Origin of the sequence: Microbacterium sp. 1262, from assembly GCF_040544895.1 — a bacterium.
In the GTDB taxonomy this organism is placed as follows: Bacteria; Actinomycetota; Actinomycetes; order Actinomycetales; family Microbacteriaceae; genus Microbacterium; species Microbacterium plantarum.
Genome location: NZ_JBEPKU010000001.1, coordinates 1,433,105 through 1,452,528, shown reverse-complemented (window position 1 = coordinate 1,452,528; position 19,424 = coordinate 1,433,105). Strand labels below are relative to the sequence as shown.

General features: G+C 69.3%; 23 protein-coding genes. 9 read left to right on the top strand and 14 right to left on the bottom strand.

The window, feature by feature from the left end; translation table 11 throughout:
* Positions 1-10 precede the first annotated feature (10 nt).
* The gene (locus ABIC53_RS06950) at positions 11-1,189 is read left to right on the top strand and encodes a MalY/PatB family protein (RefSeq protein WP_274177661.1); all 1,179 of its coding nucleotides are present in this window, start codon (positions 11-13) and stop codon (positions 1,187-1,189) included.
* A 24-nt stretch (positions 1,190-1,213) separates the two neighbouring features.
* Here ABIC53_RS06950 and ABIC53_RS06945 read toward each other — a convergent pair whose 3' ends face one another.
* From ABIC53_RS06945 to ABIC53_RS06925, 5 genes are read right to left on the bottom strand one after another with little or no spacing between them, the layout of a single operon-like run.
* The gene (locus tag ABIC53_RS06945; protein WP_274177662.1) at positions 1,214-2,119 is read right to left on the bottom strand and encodes a siderophore-interacting protein; all 906 of its coding nucleotides are present in this window, start codon (positions 2,117-2,119) and stop codon (positions 1,214-1,216) included.
* Entirely contained in the window at positions 2,116-2,937 is an 822-nt protein-coding gene (locus tag ABIC53_RS06940) for an ABC transporter ATP-binding protein (protein ID WP_274177663.1), read from the bottom strand. The genes ABIC53_RS06945 and ABIC53_RS06940 overlap by 4 nt, the downstream gene beginning before the upstream one ends.
* On the bottom strand, positions 2,934-3,980 hold the full coding sequence (locus ABIC53_RS06935) for a FecCD family ABC transporter permease (protein ID WP_269266565.1): 1,047 nt from the start codon (positions 3,978-3,980) through the stop codon (positions 2,934-2,936). The genes ABIC53_RS06940 and ABIC53_RS06935 overlap by 4 nt, the downstream gene beginning before the upstream one ends.
* Complete coding sequence (locus tag ABIC53_RS06930; RefSeq protein WP_274177664.1) at positions 3,977-5,029, bottom strand: FecCD family ABC transporter permease; 1,053 nt, start codon at positions 5,027-5,029, stop codon at positions 3,977-3,979. Before ABIC53_RS06930 ends, ABIC53_RS06935 begins: the two co-directional genes overlap by 4 nt.
* A 25-nt stretch (positions 5,030-5,054) precedes the next feature.
* Entirely contained in the window at positions 5,055-6,095 is a 1,041-nt protein-coding gene (locus ABIC53_RS06925; RefSeq protein ID WP_114587872.1) for an iron-siderophore ABC transporter substrate-binding protein, read from the bottom strand.
* A 184-nt stretch (positions 6,096-6,279) separates the two neighbouring features.
* Between ABIC53_RS06925 and abc-f the strand changes: the two genes are divergently transcribed.
* Positions 6,280-7,878 (top strand): ribosomal protection-like ABC-F family protein, encoded by a 1,599-nt coding sequence (abc-f, locus tag ABIC53_RS06920; RefSeq protein WP_112614064.1) that lies wholly within the window; start codon positions 6,280-6,282, stop codon positions 7,876-7,878.
* 53 nt (positions 7,879-7,931) lie between these two features.
* On the opposite strand, the gene ABIC53_RS06915 is transcribed toward abc-f, so the two are convergent.
* From ABIC53_RS06915 to ABIC53_RS06900, 4 genes are read right to left on the bottom strand one after another with little or no spacing between them, the layout of a single operon-like run.
* Positions 7,932-8,858, bottom strand: coding sequence for an SURF1 family cytochrome oxidase biogenesis protein (locus ABIC53_RS06915; protein ID WP_274177665.1), 927 nt, complete (start codon positions 8,856-8,858; stop codon positions 7,932-7,934).
* Positions 8,855-9,070, bottom strand: a complete 216-nt coding sequence (locus tag ABIC53_RS06910; RefSeq protein ID WP_112614068.1) for a hypothetical protein — start codon at positions 9,068-9,070, stop codon at positions 8,855-8,857. Before ABIC53_RS06910 ends, ABIC53_RS06915 begins: the two co-directional genes overlap by 4 nt.
* Entirely contained in the window at positions 9,067-9,417 is a 351-nt protein-coding gene (locus tag ABIC53_RS06905; RefSeq protein WP_114587870.1) for a DUF3099 domain-containing protein, read from the bottom strand. The genes ABIC53_RS06910 and ABIC53_RS06905 overlap by 4 nt, the downstream gene beginning before the upstream one ends.
* Positions 9,418-9,459: 42 nt before the next feature.
* Positions 9,460-9,909 carry a DUF4190 domain-containing protein gene (locus ABIC53_RS06900; protein ID WP_240309659.1) on the bottom strand — a complete coding sequence of 150 codons (450 nt, stop codon included), beginning with the start codon at positions 9,907-9,909 and terminating at the stop codon, positions 9,460-9,462.
* Between the two features lie 103 nt (positions 9,910-10,012).
* Between ABIC53_RS06900 and ABIC53_RS06895 the strand changes: the two genes are divergently transcribed.
* Positions 10,013-10,723 carry a beta-ketoacyl-ACP reductase gene (locus ABIC53_RS06895; RefSeq protein ID WP_064956815.1) on the top strand — a complete coding sequence of 237 codons (711 nt, stop codon included), beginning with the start codon at positions 10,013-10,015 and terminating at the stop codon, positions 10,721-10,723.
* Between the two features lie 14 nt (positions 10,724-10,737).
* Here ABIC53_RS06895 and ABIC53_RS06890 read toward each other — a convergent pair whose 3' ends face one another.
* The 3 genes from ABIC53_RS06890 to glgC are packed head-to-tail and all read right to left on the bottom strand — an operon-like array spanning position 10,738 to position 13,377.
* Positions 10,738-11,427, bottom strand: coding sequence for an alpha/beta fold hydrolase (locus ABIC53_RS06890; protein WP_274177666.1), 690 nt, complete (start codon positions 11,425-11,427; stop codon positions 10,738-10,740).
* A gap of 43 nt (positions 11,428-11,470) precedes the next feature.
* The gene (gene serB, locus ABIC53_RS06885) at positions 11,471-12,106 is read right to left on the bottom strand and encodes a phosphoserine phosphatase SerB (protein ID WP_274177667.1); all 636 of its coding nucleotides are present in this window, start codon (positions 12,104-12,106) and stop codon (positions 11,471-11,473) included.
* 26 nt (positions 12,107-12,132) lie between these two features.
* Positions 12,133-13,377, bottom strand: a complete 1,245-nt coding sequence (glgC, locus tag ABIC53_RS06880) for a glucose-1-phosphate adenylyltransferase (protein ID WP_112614076.1) — start codon at positions 13,375-13,377, stop codon at positions 12,133-12,135.
* A gap of 47 nt (positions 13,378-13,424) precedes the next feature.
* Between glgC and glgA the strand changes: the two genes are divergently transcribed.
* From glgA to ABIC53_RS06865, 3 genes are all read left to right on the top strand, one after another.
* A complete protein-coding gene (gene glgA / locus ABIC53_RS06875) occupies positions 13,425-14,618 on the top strand; it encodes a glycogen synthase (protein ID WP_274177668.1) in 1,194 nt (397 codons plus the stop codon).
* 9 nt (positions 14,619-14,627) lie between these two features.
* Positions 14,628-15,413 carry an ABC transporter ATP-binding protein gene (locus tag ABIC53_RS06870; RefSeq protein WP_274177669.1) on the top strand — a complete coding sequence of 262 codons (786 nt, stop codon included), beginning with the start codon at positions 14,628-14,630 and terminating at the stop codon, positions 15,411-15,413.
* 84 nt (positions 15,414-15,497) lie between these two features.
* The gene (locus tag ABIC53_RS06865; RefSeq protein WP_018186539.1) at positions 15,498-15,749 is read left to right on the top strand and encodes a type B 50S ribosomal protein L31; all 252 of its coding nucleotides are present in this window, start codon (positions 15,498-15,500) and stop codon (positions 15,747-15,749) included.
* Between the two features lie 75 nt (positions 15,750-15,824).
* Here ABIC53_RS06865 and ABIC53_RS06860 read toward each other — a convergent pair whose 3' ends face one another.
* Complete coding sequence (locus ABIC53_RS06860) at positions 15,825-16,511, bottom strand: trimeric intracellular cation channel family protein (RefSeq protein WP_112614082.1); 687 nt, start codon at positions 16,509-16,511, stop codon at positions 15,825-15,827.
* 36 nt (positions 16,512-16,547) lie between these two features.
* Between ABIC53_RS06860 and recO the strand changes: the two genes are divergently transcribed.
* The 3 genes from recO to ABIC53_RS06845 are packed head-to-tail and all read left to right on the top strand — an operon-like array spanning position 16,548 to position 18,846.
* Positions 16,548-17,276 carry a DNA repair protein RecO gene (recO, locus tag ABIC53_RS06855; RefSeq protein WP_112614084.1) on the top strand — a complete coding sequence of 243 codons (729 nt, stop codon included), beginning with the start codon at positions 16,548-16,550 and terminating at the stop codon, positions 17,274-17,276.
* Positions 17,277-17,318: 42 nt separating this feature from the next.
* The gene (locus ABIC53_RS06850; RefSeq protein WP_112614086.1) at positions 17,319-18,122 is read left to right on the top strand and encodes an isoprenyl transferase; all 804 of its coding nucleotides are present in this window, start codon (positions 17,319-17,321) and stop codon (positions 18,120-18,122) included.
* 46 nt (positions 18,123-18,168) lie between these two features.
* A complete protein-coding gene (locus ABIC53_RS06845; protein WP_112614088.1) occupies positions 18,169-18,846 on the top strand; it encodes a DsbA family oxidoreductase in 678 nt (225 codons plus the stop codon).
* Positions 18,847-18,871: 25 nt separating this feature from the next.
* Here the strand turns inward: ABIC53_RS06845 and ABIC53_RS06840 are convergent, their stop codons facing one another.
* On the bottom strand, positions 18,872-19,372 hold the full coding sequence (locus ABIC53_RS06840) for a glutathione peroxidase (protein WP_114587865.1): 501 nt from the start codon (positions 19,370-19,372) through the stop codon (positions 18,872-18,874).
* Positions 19,373-19,424 lie beyond the last annotated feature (52 nt).

Sequence of the window (19,424 nt, the reverse complement as noted above, 5' to 3'; positions counted from 1 at the left end):
GGCTCGCGGAATGAGCATCCAGCCCCTCGACGCCCTCCCGCTCGAGACGCTGCGGCGACGGTCGAGCACGAAATGGCGATCGTACCCGCACGACGTCATCCCGATGTTCGTCGCGGAGACCGATTTCGCGCTCGCGGAGCCCATCACGCAGGCTCTGCGCGACGCGGTGGAGATCGGCGACACCGGTTATACGCCTCCGCAGCCCGGTATCGCGGAGGCGTTCGTCGGGTTCGCCCAGCGGCGATGGGGATGGACGGTCGACCCGAGCCGGGTCCGCTGGACCGGGGACGTCATGATGGGCGTCGTCGAGCTCTTGCGCGCCACGGTCTCGCCGGGCGATCGCGTCGTCGTCAACCCTCCGGTGTATCCGCCGTTCTTCGACACGGTGGCCGAGGCGGGCGCCATCGTCGAAGAGGTGCCCCTCGTCGACACCGGCACGGCCTGGGAGCTCGACCTCGACGGCATCGAGCGAGCCCTCGCCGGGGGCGCGCGGGCCGTTCTGCTCTGCAATCCGCACAACCCCACGGGAACCGTGCACTCGCTGGAATCGCTCCGTGCGCTCGCGACCCTCGCGCACCGGTACGGCGCCGTCGTGATCAGCGACGAGATCCACGGTCCCCTCGCGGCAGCCGACGTCGTCTTCACCCCGTTCCTCACAGCATCGCCGGAAGCCGCCGCCGTCGGCTTCGCGGTCACGAGCGCGTCGAAGGCCTACAACCTCGCTGGGCTGAAATGCGCCGTGCTCGTGACGGCATCCGAGACGAACGCTGACGTCGTTCGGGGACTGCCCTGGGAGGTGGAGTGGCGCACGGGTCTCTTCGGCGCGCTCGCAGCGATCGCCGCCTTCTCGCCGGAATCCGATGCCTGGCTCGACGGCCTGCTCGCGCGCCTCGATGTCAACCGGCGGCTGTTGGGCGAGCTGCTGACCGAGCACCTTCCGCTGGCGCGCTTTCGCATCCCCGACGCGGGATTCCTCGCGTGGATCGACGTGTCGGCGTACGGCTGGGGCGATGATCCAGCCGACCCGATCCGAGAAGGTTCCCGTGTCGCCCTCCACCACGGCCCGTTCTTCGGTACGGAGGGCATCGGGCACGTGCGCCTGAACTTCGGCTGTGGGCCCGACGTACTGCGAGACGCCGTCAGCCGTGTCGGTGCGTTCGCGCGTCAGACGGTGCTCACCCGCGGCTGAATCGGTGGCGCCGCACGCGCGTCGTCAGTTCTCGGAGCGCCCGAGACGCCAGTAGCCCATGAAGGCGACGGCTCGGCGGTCGACCCCGACGGTGCCGACCAGGTGGCGTCGCAGCGTCTTGATCGCGGATGCCTCTCCCGCGAGCCAGGCGTACAGCGGCGCGCGTTTCAGGGCGGCGCCGCCCTTCGCCGTACGCGGCACCTCCCACAGGATGTCGGCGTCGATGTCGATCTCCTCCACTTCGGCGCCGATGCCCGCGGGGGCGAGGCGCGCAGCGGTGTCTTCCACCGCCGGGATCAGATGCGCGTGACGTTCGCCGTCATCACTGCGCGCGGCGATGCGACGCTCGAACCCGGGGTGGTGGGGGAGGTAGTCGATATCAGCCACCGTGGGGACCTCGAGCACCACGGTGCCGCGAGCGTCGAGCGGCAACTGCTCCAGGATCGTCGCGATCGCAGGCGCTGCTGTCTCGTCGCCGGCGAGCAGGATCGCGTCGGTATCCGCCGGCGGAACGAAATCGATCCCGTAGCTCACTCCGACGTGCGTGGTCGTCGGCGCCAGGATGAGCACTTCGTCGCCGACGCGTGCGTTCGCGATCCATGCCGACGCCGGCCCGAGGACGTCGTGGGCGACCATGTCGATGTCGACTTCTTGCACGGTGGGGCGGACGGCGCGCGTCGTGTACGTCCGCATCACGGGGCGGGCGTCGGGGGAGAGGGCGCGCCACCCCTCGTACCAGTCGGGGCCCGTGGGCATCGTGTCGATCGACGCGGTGTCTGTGGGGAAGAGGATCTTCACCCGCTGGTCGAAGCCCGGATCACCGTACTCGGCCAGGTCTTCGCCGCGGAAGGTGAACCGGCGGAAGCTGGGGGTCAGGTCGGTGATCGCCGCGACGGATACGCGGAAGAAGTCGAGTGCGGGACGAGTCATGGTTTTCCAATCAGCTCTGCAGGCACGTGGTGACGGCCGATCGGCAGCACGAGCGGCCGCCCCGTGAGCGGGTCGGGGATGACGCGACTGTCGAGCCCGAAGACCGCGCGCACGGTCTCGGCCGTCAAGACCTCGGTGGGATCTCCGGCACCGTAGAGGCGTCCACCGGCCATGGCGACGAGGTGGTCGGCGTACCGCGCCGCGAGGTTCAGGTCGTGCAGGACCATCACGATCGTCGTCCCGCGGCTGCGGTTGAGGTCGGTGAGAAGGTCCAGGACGTCGATCTGGTGGCTCACATCGAGGAACGTCGTGGGCTCGTCGAGCAGGAGCACATCGGTCTGCTGCGCCAGGGCCATCGCTATCCAGACGCGCTGACGCTGGCCGCCCGACAGCTCGTCGACGGAGCGATCGGCGATGGCGGCGGTGTCGGTGGCGTCGAGGGCCCGGGCCACTGCCTCGTCGTCCGTGCGCGTCCACCGCGCCAGGGGCCCGTGGTGCGGGGTTCGTCCGCGGCTCACGAGGTCGGAGACCGAGATGCCTTCCGGCGCGATCGGCGACTGCGGCAGCAGACCCAGATCGCGGGCCACCTGTTTCGTGGGCAGCCGGTGGATGTCTTTGCCGTCGAGCAGCACACTGCCGGTGCGGGGGGTGAGCAGGCGTGCCATCGACTTCAGCAGCGTCGACTTGCCGCACGCGTTGGCGCCGACGATCGCGGTGACGCGGCCCCCGGGTACGACGAGGTCGAGCTCGTCGACGATGATGCGGTCGCCGTAGCCGAGGCGCACGCCGCGTGCTTCGAGTGAGCGGTCCGCGGTCATAGTGAGCCTCCTGAGCGGCTGCTGCGGATGAGCAGGAAGATGAGATAGGGGGCGCCCAGCACCCCGGTGACGACTCCGACGGGCAGACGGATTCCGAGCAGGTACTGCGCCGTGAGATCGGCGACGAGGACGAGCAGCGACCCGAAGAGTCCGGCGGCCAAGACGGGGGAGCCGACGGGCCCGAGCATCCGTGCGGCGATCGGGCCGGAGAGGAATGCGACGAACGAGATCGGGCCGGCGGCGGCGGTCGCGAAGGCGAGGAGCGCAACCGCGGCGATGATCAGCAGGACGCGACGGCGTTCGACGGGAACGCCGAGTGCTGCCGCGGTGTCGTCGCCGAGTCGCATGAGTTCGAGATCGCGGGTCAGCCAGAGCAGGGCCGGGACGACCACGATCATCGTGAGGGCCAGGGGGATGGCCTGGTCCCAGGAGGCGCCGTTGAGGTTGCCCGTGATCCACCGCATCGCCGCCTGCAGGTCCCACTCCGCCGCGCGCGAGAGCACGTAGGACACGACGCTGTTGAAGATCGCCGCGACGCCGATTCCGATGAGGATGAAGCGAGCCCCGGCCCCGCCGTCCTTGAAAGCGAGCAGGTAGATCATCAGCGCCGTCACGAGGGCGGCGACGGTGGCGAGCAGGGAGATGCCGGTCTCGCTGAGCGAGAGGAAGACGATGCCGACCACGGCGGCCGCGCTCGCACCCGCGTTGACGCCGATGATGTCGGGGCTGGCGAGCGGATTGCGCAGCATCGTCTGGAACACCGCGCCGCCCATGCCGAAGCACAGGCCGGTGAGGAGAGCGACGGTGGCTCGGGGCAGTCGCAGCTCGCCGACGGTGAACGAAGCGCCGGGGACGGTCTGGCCGGTGATGACGCCCCACACCTCGGCGGGAGTGTAGAAGGTCTGACCGACCATGAGCGAGACCGCGTACATGACCACGACGGCCGTCAGCAGGGAGCCGAGGACGATGCGTCGGCGCCAGGCGCGGCGGGCGCGGCCGGAGACGACGATGTCGACTGTCGTGCGGGGAGCGGCGGCGGTCACAGCGCGCGCATCTTCTGTCGGCGGACGATCGCGATGAAGAAAGGAGCGCCGATGAGCGCGGTCACGATCCCGACCTCGACTTCCTGAGGCCGGGCGATCACACGGCCGACGACGTCGGCGACGATCAGAAGGCCCCCGCCGACGAGAGCTGAGACGGGCAGGAGCCACCGATGGTCCGGACCGACGAGCAGGCGGCAGATGTGGGGCACGATCAGCCCGACGAAGCCGATGGGGCCGGCGACGGCGGTCGCCGCGCCGCACAGGATGACGGCGCCGAGCGCGGCGATCAGACGTACGGTGCGCACACGCTCGCCCAGGCCCGCGGCGAGCTCGTCGCCGAGCGCGAGGGAGTTGAGCGCGGCACTGGCCGCGAGACAGATCACCATGCCGACGGCGAGGAAGGGGAGCACGAGCAGGATCTTCTCGACGGTGGCACCGCCGACGCCGCCGATCTGCCAGAACCGGAAGACACTCATGACGTCGATGCGGGGGAGGAGGATGGCGCTGATCAGGGAGCTGAAGGCGACTGCTGTGGCGGCTCCGGCGAGGGCGAGCTTGAGGGGGCTCGCGCCGCCCCGGCCCAGCGAGCCGATCGTGTAGACGAAGACCGCCGCGATCGCCGCGCCGAGCATCGCGAGCCAGATGTAGCCGAACGCGCCGGTGACGCCGAAGAACGCGAGCCCGATGACGACCGCGAGCGACGCACCGCCGTTGATGCCGAGAATCTGCGGGTCGGCGAGGGGGTTGCGCGTGACTCCCTGCATCACGGCGCCCGATACGGCGAGGGCGGCTCCGACGACGAGAGCGAGCACGGTGCGCGGAACGCGCTTGGCGACCGCGGCCGCGGAGGTGCTCTCGATGCTTCCGCTGAGCCCGGCGACGATGTCGTCGAAACTGACCGCTCGCGTTCCGAAGGTCACCGAGACGATGCCGGCCGCGAGGACGAGCAGAGCGAGAACGATGAGCCAGACGACCCGCCGCCGCCGGGAGCGGCGCCGCGGGGGCGCGCTCACGGCGGCGGGGGCCGTCGTCACGGTCGTGACGCTCACGGCATCCGACGAGGATCGACTGCGGTCACGAGGTCGCCTTCGCGGCCGCCGCGCCGATCATGTCGACGTACGTCGACGTCAGTGGGTCGGTGATCGAGAGGGGGCTGGGGTTGGCCGCCGCGGCGAGCGGGTCGTTCGCCGCGGGCAGCACGACCACGGCTCCCGAGGCGACGGCGGGGATCCGCGACAGCAGCGGATCGGCCTGCATGGCGGCCAGCGTGGAATCGTCGCCGTAGGTCACGAGCACCTGGAGGTCGGAGAACCGCTCGATCTCCTCCGTGCTGTTGGTGATCCAGAACTGGTCGGTGCCCTGGGACTGCTCAGTAACGGTCGCGGCCGGCGTGAGCCCCAGGTCTTCGAGGAAGAGGGGCCGCGGGTCGGCGGTCGAGTAGAAGCCGATCTGGCTGAGGTCGGTCGCGTCGAAGGAGCTGAAGAGCGTCGTCTTGCCGGCGATGTCGGGGTAGGCGCCCGTCAGCTCGTCCAGGTGCGCCGTGAGCTCGTCGACGAGCGCCTCCGCCTCGTCCTTGAGGCCGAGCGCCGTACCGTTCATGACGGTGAGCTCCTGCCAGCTGGTGCCCCACGCGATGTCGGGGTACGCGACGACCGGCGCGATCTTGGTCAGGGTGTCGTAGTCGTCCTGCGTCAGACCCGAGTAGGCCGCGAGGATGACGTCGGGCTGCGTGTCCGCGACGGCTTCGAAGTCGATGCCCTCGGCCTCGTCGAAGAGCACGGGAGTCTCGCCGCCGAGCTCGTCGAGCTTGTCCTCCACCCAGGGGAGGATCCCGTCGCCGTCATCGTCGCCCCAGGTGACGGCGGGCATGCCGACCGGGACGACGCCCAGGGCGAGCGCGGCCTCCTGGTTTCCCCATGAGACGGTCGCAACGCGCGTCGGCTTGCTCTCGATCGTGGTCTGACCGAACGCGTGGTCGATCGTGACGGGGAAGGCGTCGGACGATGCGTCACCGGAGGCGGCGGGTGCCGAGTCGGGAGCGGCGGTCGAACCGCAGCCGGCGAGGAGCAGCGTGGCTGCGATCAGGGCTGCGGCGGCTGTGCGGATGCGGGGCACAGGGGCCTCCAAGAGGAGAGGTGAGTAAGGGCAGGCTTACTTTACGTCCGCCATGCCGATCCCGCCAATCCGCTGCAGTCGCCCTGAAGGTCAGGGGACCCGCGGAGCGGAGCGCTGACACCGAGTAGGATGAGAGGCTGGCCGTTCGGCCGACCTCCCTGTTCCTGACGATTGGACGTTCGCTGTGCTCGCCGTGCACGACCTCGAAATCCGCGTGGGCGCGCGCACGCTGATGGCGGACGTGTCCTTCCGCGTCTCCGACGGCGACAAGATCGGACTCGTCGGGCGCAACGGCGCGGGCAAGACCACTCTCACCAAGGTGCTCGCCGGTGACCTCTTGCCGAGTGACGGCAAGGTCGAACGTTCGGGCGAGCTCGGCTACCTCCCGCAGGACCCCCGATCGGGTGACCCGGAGATGCTCGCACGCACGCGCATCCTCGACGCGCGCGGCCTCGGCACGATCGCGGTGGAGATGCAGAGCGCGTCGCTCGAGATGGGTTCCGAAGACGAAGCCGTGGCGGGAAAAGCCATGCGCCGTTACGGCAACCTCATGGAGCGTTTCGAGGCGCTCGGCGGCTATGCAGCCGAGGCCGAAGCGGCATCCATCGCCCACAACCTGTCGCTGCCGGATCGGATCCTCGACCAGCCGCTGAAGACCCTGTCCGGTGGGCAGCGGCGACGCATCGAACTCGCCCGCATCCTGTTCTCGGACGCGCAGACGATGATCCTCGACGAGCCCACGAACCACCTCGACGCAGACAGCGTGGTCTGGCTGCGCGAGTTCCTCAAGGGATACAAGGGCGGACTGATCGTCATCAGCCACGATGTGGAGCTGGTCGGCGAGACCGTCAACCGCGTCTTCTACCTCGACGCCATGCGCCAGGTCATCGACGTCTACAACATGAACTGGAAGAACTACCTGCGCCAGCGGGTCGCCGACGAGGAGCGCCGCAAGAAGGAGCGTGCGAACGCCGAGAAGAAGGCCACCGCACTGCAGCAGCAGGCGGCCCGGTTCGGTGCGAAGGCGAGCAAGGCCGCCGCGGCGCACCAGATGGTGGCACGCGCTGAGAAGCTGCTCTCCGGTCTCGACGAGGTGCGCCAGGAGGACCGCGTCGCGAAGCTGCGCTTCCCCAAGCCCGCCCCGTGCGGCAAGACGCCGCTGATGGCGTCAGGGCTGTCCAAGTCCTACGGGTCGCTCGAGATCTTCACCGACGTCGATCTCGCGATCGACCGCGGCTCGAAGGTGGTCGTGCTGGGGCTCAACGGTGCCGGCAAGACGACGCTGCTGCGCATCCTCGCGGGCGTCGATCAGCCCGATACCGGAGTGCTGGAGCCGGGGCATGGGCTTCGTATCGGCTACTACGCGCAGGAGCACGAGAACCTCGATGTGGCGCGGTCCGTGCTGCAGAACATGATGTCCGCGGCGCCGGACATCACCGAGACCGAGGCGCGCAAGGTGCTCGGGTCGTTCCTGTTCACCGGAGACGACGTGCTCAAGCCCGCGGGTGTGCTCTCCGGCGGAGAGAAGACACGGCTCTCGCTCGCGACCCTCGTCGTCTCGTCGGCGAACATGCTGTTGCTCGACGAGCCGACGAACAACCTCGACCCCGCCTCACGCGACGAGATCCTCGGAGCGCTCGCGCACTACGAGGGCGCTGTCGTGCTGGTGTCGCATGACGAGGGCGCGGTGGAGGCCCTCAACCCCGAGCGAGTGCTGATCCTGCCCGACGGCGTCGAGGACATCTGGGGACGCGACTACCTCGAGCTCATCACCCTGGCCTGACCTGACCTGACCTGACCTGGCCTGGCCGGGCCTGAGCCGACCGGGCCGCGCGATCAGCTGCGCGACGAGTCGAGGATCGCGTCCTCGTCCTCCATGTCGCGGTCGCGCTTGGTGTCGCGACGGCGACGCAGGCTGGGCGGGACGACCGACGACTCGTGCGGACCGGATGCCGTGCCGGCAGGCGCCGGTGATTCCTCGGAGACCGGGGCGGTGAGCGCGGCGGCGGCTGCGGCATCCTCTTCGTCTTCACGCCGGTGACGGCGCTCGGTGCGGATCATGTACCAGATGAAGACGAAGCCCATGATCGCGAACAGGATCCACTGGATCGCATACGACAGGTGCGGTCCCGGATCCTCGGACGGGCTCGGCATGGCTCCGAGGCTGTCGGCGGGGGCGGGGTCCTCGGAGACGAGGAGCCCGTACGCCGACGTCACGACATCGCCGGCGAGGCCCGCTTCTCCGGCCACGAGGTCGACGTTGATCGTCGGGACCTGGCCGTCGGGCGCCGAGCGCCCCGAGGTGGGGGCGGCTTCGGCGGGCTTCAGCCGGGCCACCACCGTCACCGTGCCCGAGGGCGGTGCGGCTATCGCGGCCGGCACGGGGCTGTCGGACGCCGGTGGAACCCAGCCGCGATCGACGACGAAGATGCGACCGTCCGTCGTCTCGAACGGCACGAGGACCTCGAAGGCCGATGTGCCCCCGTGCGGGCGGTTGCGAACGAGCACCTGATCGTCGGCGCGGTACTGGCCGATCAGCTCCACGGGGTGCCACTCGTCCGCCGGGTCGAGCTCCGCGCCTGACGGCAGGATGTCGGACAGCGGCGCGGGGTCGGCGTCGTAGTTCCGCTCGACGAGCTCGAGCTGAGCGCTGCGCTCTTCGTTGCGCGTGAACTGCCAGTTCGACAGGTAGGCGCAGGCGATCGCGAAAGCCACGGCGACGGCGACATAGCCCGTCCAGCGCACAGCGGTCTTGCCTCTCACGACCCACCTGCTTCGCTGTTGTCGACGACGAGACGCTCCACGCTCACGGGGAAGTCGCGTGCGGCGACGAACTCTCTCAGGTATGCGACGTGGTCGTCGCAGGCCACCCAGATCTTCCGCCGGTCGGCGGTATGGATGCGGGGATTGCGCCAGATGACCCGCCACCGTGCCGACGCGCGGCATCCGGCGCGGGAGCACTCGATGTCGTTCACTCCGGCCGCGACTCCCGGATCTCGATCACGGTCGGCTTCGCGGGTTCCTGCGGCTTGCTCGGCGACTCCTCCGGGCGCTCGGGCAGCGCCGCGAGGGGTGAGACGGCCGCGGGTTCGCGCACGTCGTCGCCGACGTTCGCGATGACCACCGCGAAGTAGGGGAGGAAGATCGCACCGACCGCGAGGGCGGCCGTGTGCCAGCCGTAGGGGGCGATGACGACCATGAGGACGAAGCACACCACGCGCACCGCCATCATGATGAAGTACTTCGTCATGCGACGGTTCGAGTCGTCGTGCGGGGCTCGCGGGAGCGAGGTCGCCGACGGTGTGGCGGTCTGATGCTTCACGGTGCATCAAGGATACGCCCGCGGTGAGTGGTGCGGCCGGGCTCAGAAGCTCGACGAGTAACTGGTGTAGCTGTCCTGCTCGATGGCCCAGCCGATGAACGACGCGACGATGATGATGCCGACGATCGCGAGAGCGAGGCCCGCATAGCCGACGATGAGGCCGGCCAACGCCATTCCTCGCCCGTTCTCGTTGGTCCGCTTGATCTGCGACAGCGAGATGTGGCCCATGATCACACCGGCGACCGACCCGATGACCGGGAGCAGCCAGATGAAGCCCACGATCGAGGCGATCATCGACACGATCGCGAGCGTGTTCGTCTTCTGCGGCTGGTAACCGCCGTGGCCGTACGCCGGGGGCGGATACCCCGCCGGCTGGTACGCCTGCTGCTGGGGCGGGGTGGCGTACGGCGGCGCCGGGGGCGGGACCGGCGCGCCGGAGGCGGGCTGTCCGGGCGCGGGGTACGGCTGCTGCGGCTGGGGCTGGTCGCTCACATCTGCTCCTCGTCGACGTCGGGCCGCCAGCTTATCGGTCGTCAGCCTCGCGCACGCTCCCGCTAGGCTTGCGGGGTTCCCGCCGCAGACACAGGAGAGTCGCATGTCCACGTCCCGAGTCGTTCTCGTCACCGGAGGAAACCGCGGCATCGGCCGCGCGATCGCGGAGCGTTTCATCGCCGACGGTCACCGCGTCGCTGTGACGGCACGGTCGGGCGAAGGCCCCGAGGGTGCGCTGACGGTTCGTGCCGACGTGACGGATGCGGCATCCATCGACGCAGCGTTCACCCAGGTGGAGAGTGAACTCGGTCCCGTGGAGGTCGTGGTCGCGAACGCCGGGATCACGAAGGACACGCTTCTGCTGCGTATGACGGAGGACGACTTCGACTCCGTCGTCGCGACGAACCTCGGTGGCGCCTTCCGTGTCGTCAAGCGCGCCTCGAAGGGCATGCTGCGGGCGAAGTGGGGCCGCGTCATCCTCATCTCGAGCGTCGTCGGGCTGTTCGGTTCGGCGGGGCAGATCAACTACTCCTCGTCGAAGGCCGCGCTCGTCGGCTTCGCCCGTTCGCTCACCCGAGAGCTCGGCGCGCGCGGCATCACCGCGAACGTCGTCGCGCCGGGGTTCATCGAGACCGACATGACGGCGGCTCTTCCCGAGGAAACACAGGCCGAGTACAAGCGCAGCATTCCGGCGGGTCGTTACGGCTCGTCTGCCGAGGTGGCCGGGGCTGTGGCCTGGCTCGCCTCGGATGACGCGGCGTACATCTCCGGCGCTGTCATCCCGGTCGACGGCGGCCTCGGAATGGGACACTGACGCGCCGTCGAGCGTCACATGAGCGCGGCGACGATCTCGCGCCCGAGGCGGTCGGGCTGCGAGAACTGCGGCCAGTGACCTGAACCGAGCTCGACGACCGTGACGTCGTCGAGAGCGTCGAACTCCTCGAGGAACGGCGGCCACGCCGTCAGCATCTCGCGGACTCCCGGTTCGTCGGCCGAGCCCGACAGGACAGTCACCGGGATGCCGTGTCGGCGGGCGTCGCGCAGCTCGACGGCGTCGGTCGGCACCGCGGCCGGAACCGGGTGCGTGCGAGCCGCCCACCGGGCACGCGTGCCGTCGTCGAGGTCGGCGACATCCGGTTCGTCGAAGAACTCCCAACCGGGGAACGGCACGACGCCGTCGACGACCGGGAACGCCGAGATCTCGGCGCCGGGCGCGGGCGGAAGAGTGTCGACGAGGACGACCCGCGCGATGCGATCGGGGCGCCGGTCAGCGGCCGCCCACGCGACGTTCCCGCCACCGCTGTGCCCCACGAGAGCGAGCTGGCCGGGGAGGTCGTCGATACGGGCGACCACCGCGTCGACCCAGTCGCGGAGCGTCGTCGAGGGCGCTCCGGCGGTGTCACCGACACCGGGCATCGTGAGGGCGTGCGGGTGGTGTCCGGCATCGTGGAGGGCGGGGACGACATCGTCCCAGGACGAGGCGTCGAGCCAGAGGCCCGGGATGACGATCACGTGCATGACCCGACCGTAGCGCTCGGCCCGGACACGCGACAGCCTCGTCTCAGGGGAGGAGCGGGATGACCTCTCGCAGGTCGACCGGGCCGACCACGACGTCCGCCTGGCGGCGCACCGCGGGCTTGGCGTTGAACGCGACGCCGAGGCCGGCAGCCGCCATCATCCGCAGGTCGTTCGCCCCGTCGCCGATGGCGATCGTCCGGGTGAGAGGGACCTCGTGACCATCCGCCCATTCGCGCAGGGACGCCGCTTTGGCCTCCGCGTCGACGATGGTGCCCGCGACCGTGCCGTCCAGCGTCGCGCCGTCGGTGCCGAGCCGATTGGCGCGCCACAGGTCGACCGCCAGCCCGGGAGCGATGTGATCGAGCACCTCGTGGAAGCCCCCGGAGACGACAGCGGCAGCGCCGCCGCGCTCGTGGATGGCGGCGATGAGCTCAGCCGCGCCCGGCGTCGGCTCGACGCGCGACCGCACCCGCTCGAAGGCCGTGAGCGGCACTCCCGCGAGCTGTGCGACGCGTGAGCGCAGGCTCGACGCGAAGTCGACCTCCCCGCGCATCGCCGCCTCCGTCGCGGCGGCGACCTCCGCGCCGCGTCCTGCTTCGTCGGCGATGAGCTCGATGACCTCGTTGCGCAGGAGGGTCGAGTCGGCATCGAAGACGACGAGGAAACGCGCGTGGGGCATGACCACCACGCTAGCGGGAACGCGCGTCAGCGCTCGACGCGCGCGTTCTTGCCGACGACGGTGATGCCGGTGTCGGTCACCGTGAAACCGCGGGCGAGATCGCGCTCACGGTCGACGCCCACCGTGGCACCGTCTTCGAGCACGACGTTCTTGTCGAGGATCGCCCGGTGCACACGCGCCCCCGCGCCGACGCTGACGTAGTCGAACAGCACCGAGTCGGTTATGGTCGCGCCGCCCCCGGAGAGTGTCCACGGGCCGACGACGCTGCGCTCGAGATGGGTCCCCGACAGCACGGAGCCGAGCGAGACGATCGAGTCGATCGCATTGCCCATGCGTCCCACGCTGTCGCGGACGAACTTCGCCGGCGGCGAGTTGACGGCTTGGGAGTGGATCTGCCAGTCGGTGTTGTACAGGTTGAAGATCGGCAGCGTCGAGATGAGGTCCATGTGGGCGTCGAAGAACGACTCGATGGTGCCGACGTCGCGCCAGTAGTTGCGATCCCGCGGGGTCGAGCCGGGCACGTCGTTCCGCTTGAAGTCGTAGACGGCCGCCTCGCCTCGGTTCACGAAGTAGGGAATGATGTCGCCGCCCATGTCGTGGTTCGACGTCGGCAGCTCGCCGTCGGCCTCGACCGCCTCGATGAGGGCGTCGGTGTCGAAGATGTAGTTGCCCATCGAGGCCAGCACCTCGTGCGGCGAGTCGGGCAGCCCGGCGGGGCTCTGCGGCTTCTCGAGGAACTCCCGGATGCGGGTCTCGTCAGCGGGGTCGACGTCGATGACCCCGAACTGGTTGGCGAGCCCGATGGGCTGGCGGATGCCGGCGACTGTCGCGCGGGCGCCGGAGGCGATGTGCGCGTCGAGCATCTGACGGAAGTCCATGCGGTACACGTGGTCGGCGCCGATCACGACGACGATGTCGGGCTTCTCATCGTTGATGAGGTTCAGGGACTGGAGGATCGCGTCGGCCGAGCCGGAGAACCACCGCTTTCCCAGACGCTGCTGTGCGGGAACGGAAGCCACATAGGAGTCCAGCAGGGCCGACATGCGCCACGTCTGCGACACGTGGCGGTCGAGGCTGTGCGACTTGTACTGGGTCAGCACGACGACCTGGCGCAGGCCCGAGTTGATCAGGTTGGAGATCGCGAAATCGATCAGGCGGTACTGGCCGCCGAACGGGACGGCGGGCTTGGCGCGGTCTGCCGTCAACGGCATCAGGCGCTTTCCCTCGCCGCCGGCGAGAACGATTCCGAAGACCTTGGGCGCTGCTGGCATGGCACCACACTAGGCCCGCCGAACGCTCCTGTACTAGCGTTCGAGACATGCGTGTAGACATCGTCTCGAAGGAGTATCCTCCCGCGATCTATGGGGGAGCGGGGGTGCACGTCACCGAGCTCGTCCGCGCCCTGCGCGCGTCGATGGAGGTGCAGGTGCGCGCCTTCGGGGCCGACCGGGAGGAGCCCGACACCACGTCCTATGCCACCCCGGTCGGACTCCTCGGCGCGAACGGCGCGCTGCAGACGCTCGGCACCGACCTCGAGATCGTGGGGGATGTCGCCGGCGCGGACGTCGTGCACAGCCACACCTGGTACGCCAACTTCGCGGGTCACCTCGCCTCGCTCCTGCACGGCATCCCGCACGTCGTCACAGCGCACTCGCTCGAGCCGCTGCGTCCCTGGAAGGCCGAGCAGCTCGGCGGCGGCTACGCCGTGTCGAGCTACATCGAGAAGACGGCCTACGAGAACGCGGCCGCGATCATCGCCGTGAGCGACGGCATGCGCCGCGACATCCTGCGCAGCTATCCGGATCTCGATCCCGAGAAGGTCTCGGTGATCTACAACGGCATCGACGTCGAGTCGTGGCGCCCCGTCGACGATCCCGCGGTCCTCGAGCGCCACGGCATCGATCCCGCACGCCCCTCGGTGGTCTTCGTCGGCCGCATCACGCGGCAGAAGGGGCTGCCCTACTTCCTGCGCGCGGCTCGTCTCCTGCCCGCCGACGTCCAGGTCGTCCTCTGCGCGGGCGCGCCCGACACGGCCGAGATCATGGCCGAGGTGCAGGGGCTCGTGCGCGAGCTGCAGGCCGAGCGCTCGGGTGTCGTCTGGATCGAGGAGTTCCTTCAGCGCGACGAGCTCTGTGCGATCCTCACCGCCGCGACGACGTTCGTCTGCCCGTCGGTCTACGAGCCGCTCGGCATCGTCAACCTCGAGGCGATGGCGTGCGGCGCCGCCGTCGTCGGTACCGCGACCGGCGGCATCCCGGAGGTCGTCGTCGACGGCGTGACCGGGCGCCTCGTTCCCATCGAGCAGTCGGACGACGGCACCGGGACGCCGCTCGATCCCGACAGGTTCGTCGCCGATCTGGCCGCCACCTTGACCGAGGTCGTCTCGGATCCCGAGACGGCGCGAAGCTACGGCGCCGCGGGCCGCGAGCGTGCCGCCGACTCGTTCAGCTGGGCTGCGATCGCGGACGAGACCGCCGCGTTGTACGCGAGAGTGGCGGGGCTCGGCCGCTAGGCTGAACCCATGCCGCAGGTCCTGGAGTTCTCCGACGTCGTCGTCCGCCGAAACGCCCGGAACATCATCGACCGGGTCGACTGGTCGGTTTCCGATGATCAGCGCTGGGTGGTGCTCGGCCCCAACGGCGCGGGCAAGACGACAGTGCTCCAGCTGGCGGCGAGCCTGCTCCACCCCACCTCGGGGACCGTCGAGATCCTGGGCGAGCGCCTGGGGCGCACCGACGTGTTCGAGCTCCGCCCGCGCATCGGGTTCGCCTCGTCGGCGATGGCCCGCCGCATCCCGGCTGAGGAGACCGTACTCGACGTGGTCCTCACCGCCGCCTACGCGGTGACCGGGCGCTGGCGCGAGGACTACGAGGACATCGATGAGCGGCGCGCCATGCGGGTGCTCGCAGAATGGAAGCTCGACGGTCTGGCCGAGCGCACCTTCGGCACCCTCTCGGACGGTGAGCAGAAGCGCGTCCAGATCGCCCGCGCCGTCATGACCGACCCCGAGCTCCTGCTTCTGGACGAGCCGACGGCGAGCCTCGACCTCGGCGCCCGCGAGGAGCTGCTCGCTCTCCTGGGCGGTTATGCCCAGGCCCCGACCACGCCCGCGATGATCATGGTGACTCACCACGTCGAGGAGATCCCGGTCGGGTTCACGCACGTGCTCCTTCTTCGCGAGGGTGGAGTGGTCGCTGCCGGTCCGCTGCCCGAGACGCTCACCGCGGAGAACCTCACCGAGACGTTCGGGCTGTCCATCACGCTCACCGAGGAGGGCGGTCGCTACGCGGCTCGGGCGGCATCGTGAACCTGGTAAGATCGCTCTTTGGTGCAGACGCATCGCAGACTTCCCTCGCCCTGGCAAAATCCAGGGCACCACGTAAGGAATCCCATGAAGACTGACATCCACCCCGAGTACCGCGCCGTCGTGTTCCGCGACCTGGGCTCCGGCGAGACCTTCCTGACCCGTTCGACGGTCTCGAGCGACAAGACGATCGAGCTGGACGGTGAGACCTACCCCGTCATCGACGTCGAGATCTCGTCCGCCTCGCACCCGTTCTACACGGGCAAGCAGCGCATCATGGACTCGGCCGGTCGCGTCGAGAAGTTCAACCAGCGCTTCAAGAACTTCGGCTCCAAGTAAGTCGTTCTTCGATCAAGGCCCCGCTTCGGCGGGGCCTTCGTCGTTCTCGGCGGTGTGCTGTGCCCGCTCACGCGATCACGGCTTGACGATCGGGATCGACGCCGTCTCGGCGGCGACCTTGCGGCGGTGCAGGGCGCGTTGCTCGGGCAGGGAGATGTCGAACACGACGGCGAGCAGACGGATGACGGTGGTGACAGCGATGCCGACGATGGCCGCCGCCACGATCGGGGCTCCGAGCGCCGATGCGCCGGCGAGCACCGCACACCCCACCGCTGCCGCGACGGCGTAGAGGGAGCCGACGTGCATGATGGCGACGGGAAGCCCGAGGATGACGTCGCGCAACATGCTGCCGCCGACCGCCGCGCACGAGCCGATGAAGATCGCCGGGACGATCGGAAGTCCCAGCACGAGGGCCTTGCTGGTTCCGAATGCGCCGAACAAGCCGATGACGACGGCGTCGAGGCCGATGATGACGGCGTTGAGCCGTCGGAAGACGTTCGACAGGAGCATTCCCACGAGGGCTGCCGAGGTAGCGGTGATGAGGTACCAGTTGCTCTGCAGCGTGACCGGCTGGACGCCGAGGAGCAGATCGCGGATGAGGCCGCCGCCCATCCCGATCAGGATCCCGATGATGACCACGCCGAGAGGGTCGAGCCGCTGCTTGCCCACGAACCCCGAGGCGAACAGAGCGCCCTGCACCCCGCCGAGGCCGACAGCGGTCAGATCCGCCCAGAGCGGGATCACGAACTGAGACTGCGTCACGGAACCATTGTCGTCGGTCGGCGCGATAATTGGAGGGTGCCCACCTACCGCGACGAGGTCGTGATCCTCCGCACCCACAAGCTGGGTGAAGCGGATCGCATCGTCACGATGCTCAGCCGTCGGCACGGCAAGCTCCGTGGCGTCGCCAAGGGAGTACGTCGCACGTCGTCGCGCTTCGGGGCGCGCCTCGAGCCGTTCATGGTCGCCGACGTGCAGATGTACAAGGGACGGTCGCTCGACATCGTGCAGCAGGCCGAGTCGCTCGGGTCGTACGGGGCCGACATCGCGACCGACTACGACCGGTACACGTCGGCGTCGGCGATGGTCGAGGCCGCCGACCGTCTGAACGAGGCCGAGACGACGCCGCAGCAGTACCTGCTGCTCGTGGGCGGCCTCCGCGCGCTCGCGCGTGGCGAGCACGACAGTCGCGCTGTGCTCGACTCCTACCTCCTTCGCGCCATGGCGCTCTCGGGGTGGGCGCCCTCGCTCGACGCCTGTGCCCGCTGCGGTCGTACCGGGCCGCACGACGGGTTCGTCGCGCCCCTCGGGGGCTCGGTCTGCGATGCCTGCGCTCCGGCGGGATCGGCCCGCATCGCACCGGAGACCGGCGCCCGGCTCCGCGCTCTCATCGCCGGCGAATGGGAAACCGTTGACGCGGGCAGCCCCGGCACCGCCAACGCGGCATCGGGGCTGATCGCCGCGTATGCCCAGTGGCATCTCGAGCGCGGCATCCGGTCACTCGGACACATCGGCGCGGCGCGCTGACCACGGTGATGGCGGGCAGCTCGAACGCCTAGGCTCGAACCGATGAGTCCCAAGCCGTACACGCACCGCGACGCGGTTCCCTATCGCCCCCTCGACTGGACCGGGGTGTACCCGCCGGCGTTCCCGCGAGGCGGTGTCCCGAACCACGTCGCGATCGTCATGGACGGCAACGGACGATGGGCCAACCGCCGCGGACTCACCCGCATCGAGGGGCACCGCGCGGGCGAAGAGGTGCTGCTCGACGTCGTCGCCGGCGCCGTCCAGGCCGGCGTCAAGCACCTGAGCGTCTACGCGTTCTCGACCGAGAACTGGTCGCGGTCGCCTGATGAGGTGCGCTTCCTCATGGGCTACAACCGTGACGTCCTCCACCGTCGTCGTGATCAGCTCAACGAGTGGGGCGTGCGTGTGCGGTGGGCCGGGCGCAAGCCGCGCCTGTGGGGCTCGGTCATCTCCGAGTTGCAGTACGCCGAGCAGCTCACCCGCGACAACGACGTCCTCACGCTCACGATGTGCGTCAACTACGGCGGCCGGCACGAGATCATCGATGCGATGCGGGCGATGGGGGAGCAGATCGCCGCGGGGCGGATGAAGCCCTCCGCCATCACGGAGAAGGCCCTGCGCCGGCACCTCTATGTGCCCGACATGCCCGACGTCGACCTGTTCATCCGTTCGAGCGGAGAGCAGCGGACCTCGAACTTCCTCCTGTGGGAAGCGGCCTACGCCGAGATGGTGTTCCTCGACACGCTCTGGCCCGACTTCTCTCGTTCGGACCTGTGGGGTGCGATTCAGCTGTATCTCTCGCGCGACCGCCGGTTCGGCGGCGCTGTCGACGCTCCCACCGCGTGATGCGCGAGCGGGAATAGCCCGCGCGCGCCAGGACGTTGCACCCGGTGTGACGGACGCAATCAAGATCGACGTGTGGAGCGACATCGCCTGCCCGTGGTGCTACATAGGCAAGCGCAACCTCGAGTCGGGCCTCGCGGCCACGGCGGATGACGAAGACGCTCCGCGCGTCGAGGTGACCTTCCACTCGTTCGAGCTCTCGCCCGACACTCCGGTCGATTTCGAGGGCGACGAGCTGGACTTCCTCTCGACGCACAAGGGGATGCCGCGCGAGCAGGTGCAGCAGATGCTCGACAACGTCACCGGCGTCGCGAAGGACGCGGGCCTCGACTACCACTTCGACATCCTCAAGCACACCAACACGGTCAAGGCGCACGAGCTGCTGCACGCCGCGAAGGCGGAGGGCCGTCAGCACGAGATGGCCGAGCGCCTGATGGCGGCGTACTTCACCGAGGGCCGCCACGTCGGACGGATCGACGATCTCGTCGAGCTCGCGGCCGAGGTCGGACTCGACCGCGACGTGATCCGCGCCGCGCTCGAGTCGGGCGAGCACCTGCCGGCCGTTCGCGCCGATCAGGATCAGGCGCGTTCGTACGGCATCAACGGCGTCCCGTTCTTCGTCATCGACGGCAAGTACGGCGTCTCCGGAGCGCAGCCTGCCGAGGCGTTCGCGCAGATCGCCCGTCAGGTGTGGGCCGAGCGGAACGGCGTCGAAACCGCGGGCTGAGCGCGGTCCGCACACGCGCGCAGGGTCAGCGCGGGAGGTTCGCCTCGATGACCGCGACGATCTCCGGCGCGTCGGGCTTCGTCTGGGGGCGGAAGCGGTGCACCTCACCGCTCGGCGTGATGACGAACTTCTCGAAGTTCCACATCACCGGGCCTCGCGCACCCTCCTCGTTGCGGATCTTCTTCAGCGCCTTGTACAGGGGAGCGGCGTGCGAGCCGTTGACCCGGATCTTGTCCATGATGGGGAAGCTCACTCCCCAGGTCATCGCGCAGTAATCGAGGATCTCCTCCATCGAGCCCGGCTCCTGACCCATGAACTGGTTGCAGGGGAATCCGATGACCTGGAGCCCGCGCTCGCCGTAGGTGCGCTGAAGCTGCTCGAGCTGCTCGTACTGGGGCGTCAGGCCGCACTTCGAGGCGACGTTGACGACGAGCAGCACACCGTCGCCGAGCTCCTCCAGCGTGGTGGCGGTGCCGTCGGCTGCGGAGAAGGGAATCGAACGGATGTCGGTGGTCGCTTCGGTCACGTCCCCAGGCTACGCCCGGCCGCCTTCCGGCATCCGTCCTTCTGGGAGAATG